This window comes from uncultured Sphingomonas sp. (assembly GCF_937859915.1).
Lineage (GTDB): Bacteria > Pseudomonadota > Alphaproteobacteria > Sphingomonadales > Sphingomonadaceae > Solisphingomonas.
In genome coordinates, this window is record NZ_CALMAW010000032.1 from 1 (window position 1) to 10,030 (window position 10,030).

General features: G+C 69.1%; 9 protein-coding genes and 1 pseudogene. 6 read left to right on the forward strand and 4 right to left on the reverse strand.

Annotated elements, in window-relative coordinates; genetic code table 11:
• Positions 1-614, reverse strand: a 614-nt coding sequence (locus Q0326_RS04775; protein ID WP_298687670.1) for a hypothetical protein, incomplete at its 3' end; no start/stop codon positions are given.
• A gap of 107 nt (positions 615-721) precedes the next feature.
• On the opposite strand from Q0326_RS04775, the gene Q0326_RS04780 reads away from it, so the two are divergent.
• From Q0326_RS04780 to Q0326_RS04790, 3 genes are all read left to right on the forward strand, one after another.
• Entirely contained in the window at positions 722-1,315 is a 594-nt protein-coding gene (locus Q0326_RS04780) for a peptidylprolyl isomerase (protein ID WP_298687673.1), read from the forward strand.
• A 101-nt stretch (positions 1,316-1,416) separates the two neighbouring features.
• Positions 1,417-1,758, forward strand: coding sequence for a hypothetical protein (locus tag Q0326_RS04785; protein WP_298687675.1), 342 nt, complete (start codon positions 1,417-1,419; stop codon positions 1,756-1,758).
• A gap of 12 nt (positions 1,759-1,770) precedes the next feature.
• Positions 1,771-2,331, forward strand: a complete 561-nt coding sequence (locus Q0326_RS04790) for a DUF4337 domain-containing protein (RefSeq protein ID WP_298687677.1) — start codon at positions 1,771-1,773, stop codon at positions 2,329-2,331.
• 63 nt (positions 2,332-2,394) lie between these two features.
• On the opposite strand, the gene Q0326_RS04795 is transcribed toward Q0326_RS04790, so the two are convergent.
• From Q0326_RS04795 to glgC, 3 genes are all read right to left on the reverse strand, one after another.
• Positions 2,395-2,709, reverse strand: a complete 315-nt coding sequence (locus Q0326_RS04795; protein WP_298687679.1) for a PspC domain-containing protein — start codon at positions 2,707-2,709, stop codon at positions 2,395-2,397.
• 174 nt (positions 2,710-2,883) lie between these two features.
• On the reverse strand, positions 2,884-4,344 hold the full coding sequence (gene glgA, locus Q0326_RS04800; protein WP_298687681.1) for a glycogen synthase GlgA: 1,461 nt from the start codon (positions 4,342-4,344) through the stop codon (positions 2,884-2,886).
• The gene (glgC, locus tag Q0326_RS04805) at positions 4,341-5,609 is read right to left on the reverse strand and encodes a glucose-1-phosphate adenylyltransferase (RefSeq protein WP_298687683.1); all 1,269 of its coding nucleotides are present in this window, start codon (positions 5,607-5,609) and stop codon (positions 4,341-4,343) included. Before glgC ends, glgA begins: the two co-directional genes overlap by 4 nt.
• Before the next feature lie 227 nt (positions 5,610-5,836).
• Between glgC and glgX the strand changes: the two genes are divergently transcribed.
• The 3 genes and pseudogenes from glgX to Q0326_RS04820 form a co-directional block, all read left to right on the forward strand.
• Entirely contained in the window at positions 5,837-7,939 is a 2,103-nt protein-coding gene (gene glgX, locus Q0326_RS04810) for a glycogen debranching protein GlgX (RefSeq protein ID WP_298687685.1), read from the forward strand.
• On the forward strand, positions 7,936-9,672 hold the full coding sequence (treZ, locus tag Q0326_RS04815; protein ID WP_298687687.1) for a malto-oligosyltrehalose trehalohydrolase: 1,737 nt from the start codon (positions 7,936-7,938) through the stop codon (positions 9,670-9,672). Before glgX ends, treZ begins: the two co-directional genes overlap by 4 nt.
• Positions 9,669-10,030, forward strand: a pseudogene (locus Q0326_RS04820) (hypothetical protein); the annotation flags it as partial. The gene treZ and the pseudogene Q0326_RS04820, both read left to right, overlap by 4 nt.

The following is a 10,030-nucleotide window of genomic DNA, read 5'->3' on the forward strand; positions in this document are numbered from 1 at the left end:
GTATGCCCCGGCGCCTGCGCCTCGAGCGCGGTCGAGGCGGCGGCGCGCACCGCCCAGCGCGTCTGCGCGGCGCTCGGGCTGGGCTCGGCCTGGATGCGCAGCATCAGCGCGGTGACCCCCGACGCCTCGGCACCGACCGCCAGCCGCCGGCTCGCGGTCAGATCGAGCCCGCGCGGGTTGCGCCACAGCTCGATCACCACCGCGCCGACCTCGGCACAGCGCACAACGTCCGCCGCACAGCGCAGCAAGGTCACCGGATCGGGCAGCACCGCCAGCACGAGGCGCGCCGGATCGAGCCCGATCTCGGCCAGCCCCGGCGCATGCAGCCGGCCGTCCTGCCGCTCCGCCTCCTCCTGCCTCAGCCACAGCACCGGCGCTCCGCCAGGCAGCATGAGACAGGCGAGCATGGTCGCGAAACCGGCCGCGCCGGCCGCGTCCTCGCGCTCGGCCGCATAGATTTCGTGGAGCCGCGCGCGCGCGATGCCGCCGCCCAGCGCATCGTCGACAACGGCCATGCCGAGCGATGCCAGCGCCGGGGCATCGACCGGCCGCTGCCGCTCGATCCGGGCGATCTTTCCGCGCAAAGCATGTAACGCATCCACCGACTCGGCCATCAATCGTTCTTGTTATGTTCTAATCGCGCCTTGCCCGGTCGCGAGTCAAGTCATTGGCGGGCGCGCCGGCACTTGCGGCGCGGGCGGGAAGGCCGCACATCGCCGCAATGAGACAATGGCTGTCCGGGATCGCATTCGCGCTGGCTTTGGTCGGCACAGCACACGCCGCACCTCCGCCCGTCCAGGTCCGCCTCGACACCGACCAGGGCGCGATCGTCGTCGCGCTCGATCGCCGTGCGCCGATCACCTCCGCCAACTTCCTCGCCTATGTCGACCAGCACAGGCTCGACGGCACGAGCTTCTACCGCGCGGTGCGCTCGGGGCGCCGCGAGGGGCTGGTGCAGGGCGGCATCTCCAACGACATGACCCGCATGCTCAAGCCGGTGAAGCACGAGCCGACCAGCGTCACCGGCCTCCACCATGACGACGGCACCGTCTCGATGGCGCGCGACGATCTCGGCACCGCGACGGGCGATTTCTTCGTAGTCGTCGGCGACGGCCGCTATCTCGACGCGACGCGCAAGGATCCGGGCTTCGCCGCCTTCGGCCATGTCGTCAGCGGCATGGCGCTGGTACGCCGCATGCTCGCCGCCCCGACCTTCAAGGGCGGCTGGTCGAAGGACACGCAGGGCCAGCAGATCGTCCATCCGATCCGCATCGTGCGCGCGCAGCGCATCGCATCGCCCGCGCCCAGGCATTGAGGCCGGGGCCTCCGTCAAATATCTTGTCGGGCTGGTCGGGGCTTGGCACAGGGCCGCGCAGGCAAGAAGCCATCGCGGCCGGCCGACGGGGGAGACGGACAATGTCGAAGCGCAGGATGATGATCGCGGGGCTGCTGCTGCTCGGCGCGTGCACGCGCCAGCCGCGCACCGACCAGGAACTGACCGCGCGGGCGCAGCAGGCGGTCGATCGCAAGCTCGGCGTCCAGGCGCAATTCTCGCTGATGGAGTCGGCGGTCGCGCAGCACATCGCCTGCGGCCACGCCCTGCCGGCCAATGCGACCGGCGGCGGGCAGGATTTCGTCTATCGCGACGGCCGGGTCATTCTCGACAATGATCCCGATTTCGACACCGCGGCGATCCAGTGCGACGACGCGGTGAGCGGCGTCGCGCCCGACAATGGCGACGACGGCAACGCAGGCTGAGCAGGAGGTCGCATGGAAGACGAGTTCGAAATCCCCAGCGCGCACGAACATGCCGTCGAGCATGCCGCCGAAAAGCATGTGCCGCTGGGCCAGGAGGTCGCGCTGTTCTCGGCGGTGCTGGCGACGCTCGGGGCGGTGGTCAGCTTCCTGGGCGGCCACACCCAGAACGAGGCGCTCTACTACAAGAATGAGGCCGTGCTGATGAAGGCGCGGGCGTCGGACGCCTGGGCCTATTATCAGGCCGAGCAGATCAAGCAGCATCTCGAGACGACCGCGGCCGATGCGACCCCGGCGATGGCGTCGAAGGATAAGGCGGACGCCGCGCGCTACGCCGCCCACGCCAGGCAGCTGCGGCAACAGGCGGAAAGCTTCGACGCCAGGTCCGACGCGGCCGACGTCGAATCGCAGCATGCGCTGTCGCCGCACACGCGGCTCGCCATCTCGATGACCTTCCTGCAGATCGCGATCGCGCTGGCCTCGATCACCGCGCTGACCCGGCGGCGCTGGCTGTTGTGGGCGGCGGGCGGCTTCGCGCTGGTCGGCGTCGCGCTGGGCGCGATCGCCTGGTTCTAGGGCTGCGCTCGCCGCGCAGTCTGTCCGGAACCGGACAAGCGTGTCCGTTTCCGGACACCATTGTCAGGCATCGACGAGCGCACGGTTGTCGTGGACCAGCCCGTCGTCGCTCTGACCTACGGGGAGATTCGGAATGACCGGTGTCCAGCCCGACGCGGCCGCGACCGGCTTGGCTGCGCGCTTGGGGCGGACGAGCAGATGGCTGGCGAGCACGACGATCCCCGCAGCGGCATAGCTGATCAGCATGATCTTGGGGCTGACCAACAGCGTCACCGCCAGCGCGAGGCGCAGATAGAGCGGGTTGAACCCGAAATCCTCGCCGAGCGCGGCGCAGACGCCGAAGATGTTGTCCTTGTGGGGGGCGTCGGTCGGCTGCATCATCGGCTCCATCGGATCGGCGAACCGCGTTGCGGTCCTGTTCGCGCCAATACCTGCAGAGACCATGCCAAATGCTGAACGGCTTGAACCGCGGGGATTTTTTCTGAAGGGCGGCTCGACGGCGCAAACGGATTGGGAAAATCCGCCGCTCCGTAGCAATTTCCGCCGATCCCGTCAGGCGTCGCGGCGGCGCTCCGCGAGGCGACGGTAGAGCGCGGCATAGTCCTGCGCCGGCCGATCCCAGGAAACGTCCGCCCGCATCCCGGCCCGCTGCATCGCCTGCCACGCCGGCACGTCGCGATAGCCGGCCAGCACGCGCCGGATTACCGCTGCAAATCCGCTGGGATCGATCGGGGTGAAGACGAAGCCGGTCGCCGCGCCCGCGCGGACCGCGGCCTCGTTGGCGTCGACGACGGTGTCGGCCAGCCCGCCGGTGCGCGCGACGACGGGAACCGCGCCGTAGCGCAGCGCGCAGAGCTGGGTGAGGCCGCAGGGTTCGAACCGCGACGGCACGAGCAGCGCGTCGCACCCGGCCTGGACGAGATGCGCGGTCGCCTCGTCATAGGCGATGCGGCAGCTGACCTGGCCCGGATGGCGCGCGGCGGCGGTGCGGAACCCGTCCTCGAGCCAGGCCTCGCCGGTGCCGATCAGCGCGAGCTGCGCACCGGCTGCGCACAAATCGGGGAGCGCGCCGAGCAGCAGGTCGAGCCCCTTCTGCTCGGACAGCCGGCTGACCACGCCGAACAGCGGCGCATCGGGCAGCGGCTCGAGCCCGAACGCGGCTTGCAGGGCGGCCTTGTTGGTCGCGCGTGCGCACGGATCGCCGGCATCGTAGCGGCGCGGAAGCAGCGCGTCGGTCGCCGGGTTCCAGACCTCGGTGTCGATGCCGTTGAGGATGCCGGCGAGATCGTCGCCGCGCCCGGCGAGCAGGCCGCCGAGCCCCATGCCGCCGGTCTCGGAGGCGATCTCGGTCGCATAGGTCGGCGAGACGGTGGTGATCGCGTCGGCGAACAGGATGCCCGCCTTGAGATAGCCGATCTCGCCATAATATTCGACGCCGTCGAGCGTGAAGGCGGCGTCGGGCAGGCCGATCGCGCCGAGCAGGTCGCGCGGGAACCGGCCCTGGAAGGCGAGGTTGTGGATCGTCAGCACCACCGGCGGCGCGTCGGCTCCGGCATAGTGGCGATAGGCCGGGACCAGCGCGGCCTGCCAGTCATGCGCATGGATCACGGCGGGGCGATACCGCGGGACGAGCCCGCCGCCGATCATCGCCGCGACCTGCGCGAGCGCGGCGAAGCGCGCGCCATTGTCCGGCCAGTCGCGTCCGTCGGGGCCGAGATAGGGATTGCCCGGCCGGTCGTAGAGATGCGGCGCGTCGAGCACGAGCAGATCGAGCCCCGCGGCGCGGCCGCCGCGCAACGTCGCGGCGCCGCCCCCCAGCGAATCGATGTGCGCGACGGGCTTGCCGCCTTCTAGCGCGGCGAGCACCGCGGGATAGCCCGGCACCAGCGTCACCATCCGCACGCCGTGCCGGGCGAGCGCTGTCGGCAAGGCACCCGCGACGTCGGCGAGCCCGCCGGTCTTGATCAGGGGGTAGATCTCGGCGGCGACCGAGAGGACGTGCACGGGCTTCATCGTGCCAATATATCGATCATATCTTGCGTAATTAGGCACACGCCATTTTCGGTGCGACGGAAGCGCTGCGCGTCGAGTTCGGGATCCTCGCCGACGACCAGCCCGCCGGGGATGCGGACGCCGCGGTCGATGATCACATTCTTGAGCCGCGACGAGCGGCCGATCTCGACGCGCGGCATCAGCACCGCATTCTCGATCTCCGAATAGCTGTTGACGCGCACCCCGGTGAACAGCAGCGCGCGGCGCAGCTTGGAGCCCGAGACGATACAGTCGCCCGAGACCAGCGACGAGATCGCCTCGCCGCGGCGCCCTTCCTCGTCATGGACGAATTTGGCGGGCGCGGTCATCTCGCTGTAGGTCCAGATCGGCCAGTCGCGATCGTAGAGATCGAGATCGGGGACGACGTTGGTGAGATCGATATTGGCGTCGAAATAGGCGTCGAGCGTGCCGACGTCGCGCCAATAGGGCTCGGCGTCGGGCTCCGAGCGCAGCCCCGACCGGCTGAGATGATGCGCCATCGCCTTGCCGCCGGAGACCAGCCTGGGGATGATGTCCTTGCCGAAATCGTGCGACGAGTTCGGATCCTCGGCGTCTTCGCGCAGCAGCGCGAACAGAAGTTCGGTGTTGAACACATAGATGCCCATGCTCGCCAGCGCATGGTCGGGCCGGCCGGGCATGGCCGGCGGGTCGGCGGGCTTTTCGAGGAAGTCGACGATGCGGTCATTGTCGTCGACGTGCATCACGCCGAAGCCGGAGGCCTCATGGCGCGGCACCTCGACGCAGCCCACCGTGACGTCGGCGCCATTATGGACATGCTCCTCGAGCATGACGCCATAATCCTGCTTGTAGACATGGTCGCCGGCCAGGATGACCATATATTTGGGCGCATAGGCGGCGATGATGTCGATATTCTGATACACCGCGTCGGCGGTGCCCTGATACCAGAGATCTTCGCGGGTGCGCTGGCTGGCGGGCAGGATGTCGAAGCTCTCGTTGCGTTCCGGGCGGAAGAAATTCCACCCGTGCTGGAGATGCTTGATCAGGCTGTGCGCCTTGTACTGCGTCGCGACGCCGATCCGGGGAATGCCCGAATTGAGCGCGTTGGACAGCGCGAAATCGATGATCCGCGTCTTGCCGCCGAAGAACACGCCGGGCTTGGCGCGCCGGTCGGTCAGTTCCATCAACCGGCTGCCCCGGCCCCCGGCCAGCACGAATGCCATCGCCTGTCGGCTGATCAGGCCACTGAGTGTCGCGCTTGGCGCCATATAAACCAAATACCCCCTGCGTGTTTGGTTAAGCCCGCGATCCTAAGATCGGTTCCGCGGCCGCAAAAAGATTCCCCCGGCACACAATCACGCTACCATCGTTGGCAGGATCAATGGCGCATCGGGGATTTGCATTGCACCACAAAGCGAGAGTTTCGGCGCATCCTGCGCGTGCGTTCGCGCATGCCGCGCGCCTGTCCGCGTCGGTCGTCGGCGCGGCCTGAGCGATGCACCCGCTGCCCCCCCGGCTCGAGCCCGGCTCGCCCTATCCGCTCGGCGCCAGCTTCAGCGGTCTCGGCGTCAACTTCGCGCTGTTCTCGGCCAATGCCGAGCGGATCGAGCTGTGTCTCTACGATCCCGGCGGCAAGCGCGAGATCGCGCGCTTCGACCTGCCCGAATGTACCGACGAGGTCTGGCACGGCTTCCTGCCCGATGCGCGCCCCGGCCTGCTCTACGGCTACCGCGCGCATGGCCGCTATGCCCCCGAGGAGGGGCATCGCTTCAACCGCCACAAGCTGCTGCTCGACCCTTATGCGCGCCAGCTCGCCGGCACGGTGCGCTGGACCGACGCGCTCTACGGCTACCGCGTCGGCTCGGCGCGCGACGATCTGAGCTTCGACAGGCGCGACAGTGCCGCCGCGATGCCCAAGGCGGCGGTGACCGCGGACGCGTTCGACTGGTCGGGCGACGTGCGGCCGCGCACCGCCTGGTCCGAGACGGTGATCTACGAGGCGCATGCCAAGGGCCTCACCAAGCTGCTCGAGCAGGTGACCCCCAACGAACGCGGCACCTTTGCGGCGCTGGCGCACCCCAAGGTGATCGCGCATCTCCAGCGCATCGGCGTCACCGCGCTCGAACTGCTGCCCGTCCACGCCTTCGTCCAGGACCGCCGGCTCCAGCAGCTCGGATTGACCAACTATTGGGGCTACAACACGCTCGCCTTCTTCGCGCCCGAGGCGCGCTACATGGCGACGGGCAGCGCCGACGAATTGCGCATGGCGATCCGCCGGCTCCATGCGGCCGGTATCGAGGTGATCCTCGACGTCGTCTACAACCACACCGCTGAAGGCTCCGAACTCGGGCCGACGCTGTCGTTCCGCGGGCTCGACAATGCGATCTACTACCGCGCGGTCGACGGCGATCCGCGCCGCTGCGTCAACGACACCGGCACCGGCAATACGGTCGACCTGAGCCATCCACGCGTGCTCCAGCTGGTCGCGGACTCGCTGCGCTATTGGGCGGAGAGCTTCCGCGTCGACGGCTTCCGCTTCGATCTCGGCGTGACGCTGGGGCGCGCGGGCAATCACGGCTTCGATCCGCGCTCGGGCTTTTTCGACGTGCTGCGCCAGGATCCGGTGCTCAACCAGCTCAAGCTGATCTCCGAACCCTGGGACATCGGGCCGGGCGGCTATCAGCTCGGCAACCACCCCCCGGGCTTTGCCGAATGGAACGACAAATATCGCGACAGCACGCGCCGCTTCTGGCGCGGCACCGCCGGCATGCGGCCCGAATTCGCGGCGCGTATCTCGGGCTCGGCGGATCTGTTCGACCGGCGCGCGCGCCGCCCCTGGGCCAGCGTCAACTTCGTCACCGCGCATGACGGCTTCACGCTCGCCGACGTCGTCAGCTACGAGCACAAGCATAACGAGGCCAATGGCGAGGACAATCGCGACGGGTCGGACGACAACAACAGCCGCGGCTGGGGGGTCGAGGGCCCGACCGACGACGCGGAGATCCAGCATGTCCGCGACCGGGTGATGCGATCGATGCTGGTGACGCTGCTCGCCTCGCTCGGCACGCCGATGCTGCTCGGCGGCGACGAGTTCGCGCGCACGCAGGGCGGCAACAACAATGCCTATTGCCAGGACGGGCCGATCAGCTGGTTCGACTGGAAGGCGCTCGAGAGCGATCGCGGCCACGCGCTCAGCGACTTCGTCCGCCGGCTGACCGCGATCCGGCGCCACTATCCGCTGGTCCGCGCCGGCCACTTCCTCCACGGCGAGGTCACCGTCGCGCCCGGCATCCTCGACATCGACTGGTTCGACGAGCGCGGCGAGCATCTGAGCGGCGACGATTGGCACAATGCGCAGGGCAAGGCGTTGGCGATGCGGCGGGTCCGTCGCTGCGAGGACGGGACGCTCGAAACGGTCACCATGTTGATGAACGGCTCGCCGATTAGCCTCAATTTCACGCTGCCACCGCCCGCGCACGACCGCACGCTCGTGATCGACAGCGCCGATCCCGGCGCGCCCGAGCGCCCGGTCGGCGACACCATCCTCGTCAAGGACCGCGCTGCCATGCTGATCGTCGGAACGGATTCCGCCTTATGACGCCCTTGTGGGGACCGACCCTGCTCGCGCCCGATCGCACGCGCTTCCGACTGTGGGCGCCGGGTTGCGAGGCGGTGACGCTCGAGATCGACGGCGGTGCGGCGATCGCGATGACGCGCGACGACGACGGCTGGTTCGAGGCCGAAGCGACGGTCGGCGCGGGCGCACGCTACCGCTTCCGCGTCTCCGACGACCTCGCCATCCCGGATCCCGCCTCGCGCGCCCAGGCCGGCGACGTGCATGGCTGGAGCATCGTCGTCGACCCCGCTGCCTATCGCTGGCAGACCGACGCCTGGCGCGGCCGGCCGTGGGAAGAGACAATCCTCTACGAATGCCATCCCGGCACGATGGGCGGCTTCGCCGGCATCGCCGAGGCGCTGCCCGCGCTCGCCGAGCTGGGCATCACCGCGATCGAGCTGATGCCCGTCGCCGCCTTCTCGGGCAAACGCAACTGGGGCTATGACGGCGTGCTGCCCTATGCCCCCGCCAGCGACTATGGCACGCCCGACGACCTCAAGGCGCTGATCGACCGCGCGCATGGCCTCGGGCTGATGATGGTCCTCGACGTCGTCTACAATCATTTCGGGCCGGACGGGAATTATCTGCCGGGCATCGCGCCTGCCTTCTTCGACGAGGCGCGCCACACGCCGTGGGGCGATGCGATCGCCTTCCAGCGCGACGAGGTGGCGCATTATTTCATCGACAATGCGCGGATGTGGATCGAGGACTATCGCTTCGACGGGCTGCGCTTCGATGCGGTCCATGCGATCGAGGACAATGGCTTTCTCGACCGGCTCGCCGCCGAGATCCGTGCGGGCGCGGGCGACCGTCACGTCCATCTCGTGCTCGAGAACGAAAGCAACGACGCCGAGCGGCTGAGCGACGAACAGTTCGATGCGCAGTGGAACGACGATTTCCACAACGTCCTGCACTGCCTGCTCACCGGCGAGGACGGCGCCTATTATCAGGACTTCGCCGATCATCCCGCCGAGCGGCTCGCGCGCTGCCTCGGCGAGGGCTTCATCTATCAGGGTGAGGGCTCGGCCAACCACGACGGCAAGCCGCGCGGCAAGCCGAGCGGGCATCTGCCGCCGACGCGTTTCGTGTCCTTCCTCCAGAATCACGACCAGGTCGGTAACCGCGCGCTCGGCGAGCGGCTGCTTCTGCTGACCGACCCCGCGCGGCTCAAGGCGGCGACCGCCTTGCTGCTGCTGTGCCCGCACATTCCGATGCTGTTCATGGGCGAGGAGGCCGGCAGCCGCGCGCCCTTCCTGTTCTTCACCGATTTCCACGACGAGCTCGCCGACGCGGTGCGCGAGGGCCGGCGCAAGGAATTCGCCAAATTCCCCGCCTTCGCCGACCCCGAGCAGCGCGAGACGATCCCCGATCCCAATGCGGTCGCGACCTTCGAGGCGTCGCGCGCCGCATCCGGCGACGATGGCGCGACGTGGCGCGATTTCTATCGGTCGCTGATCGCGCTGCGCGCCGACCGGATCGTGCCGCATCTGGCGGGCGCAGCCGCGGTCCGCGCGGAGGTTGTCGGCGACAAGGCGGTGGTCGCGCGCTGGACGCTTGGCGACGGCGCGACGCTGACCATCGCGCTCAACCTCGGCGAGGCGATGGCGCCGGTCGCCGCGCCGTCCGCAACGCCGCTGTCGATCGTCGGCACCGGGCTGATCGACCAGACGCTCGCACCGGCCTCGTGCGTCGCCTGGCTCGAGGCCGCCGCATGAGCGATGCCGCGCTGACCGACCTCGCCCAAGCCGCCGGCCTGCTGCCCGAATGGGAGGATGTCGACGGCAAGCCGCACAGCGTCGCGCCCGACACGCTGCGCGCGGCGCTCGCGGCGCTCGACCTGCCCGCGGACTCGGCGGACGACATTGCCCAGAGCCGCGCGCAGCTCAGCGCCGATGCCGCGCGTGATTTCCTCACCGGCGACGTCGGTACGCCCGTCAAAGGCTGGTCGCGGCGCGGCCGTCTGCAGCGCGAAGACGGCACGACGCGCGATGTCGCGGCGGGCGCGGCGCTGGTGATCGACACGCCCGGCTATCACCGGCTCGAGACCGACGACGGCGTCGTCGCGCTCGCGAT

What these genes read in the sequence shown, in the direction of transcription:
- Q0326_RS04780 (WP_298687673.1), top strand. Translation starts at nt 722, where the DNA reads ATGAGACAATGGCTGTCCGGGATCGCATTCGCGCTGGCTTTGGTCGGC.
- Q0326_RS04785 (WP_298687675.1), top strand. Translation starts at nt 1,417, where the DNA reads ATGTCGAAGCGCAGGATGATGATCGCGGGGCTGCTGCTGCTCGGCGCG.
- Q0326_RS04790 (WP_298687677.1), top strand. Translation starts at nt 1,771, where the DNA reads ATGGAAGACGAGTTCGAAATCCCCAGCGCGCACGAACATGCCGTCGAG.
- Q0326_RS04795 (WP_298687679.1), bottom strand. Translation starts at nt 2,709, where the DNA reads ATGCAGCCGACCGACGCCCCCCACAAGGACAACATCTTCGGCGTCTGC.
- glgA (WP_298687681.1), bottom strand. Translation starts at nt 4,344, where the DNA reads ATGAAGCCCGTGCACGTCCTCTCGGTCGCCGCCGAGATCTACCCCCTG.
- glgC (WP_298687683.1), bottom strand. Translation starts at nt 5,609, where the DNA reads ATGGCGCCAAGCGCGACACTCAGTGGCCTGATCAGCCGACAGGCGATG.
- glgX (WP_298687685.1), top strand. Translation starts at nt 5,837, where the DNA reads ATGCACCCGCTGCCCCCCCGGCTCGAGCCCGGCTCGCCCTATCCGCTC.
- treZ (WP_298687687.1), top strand. Translation starts at nt 7,936, where the DNA reads ATGACGCCCTTGTGGGGACCGACCCTGCTCGCGCCCGATCGCACGCGC.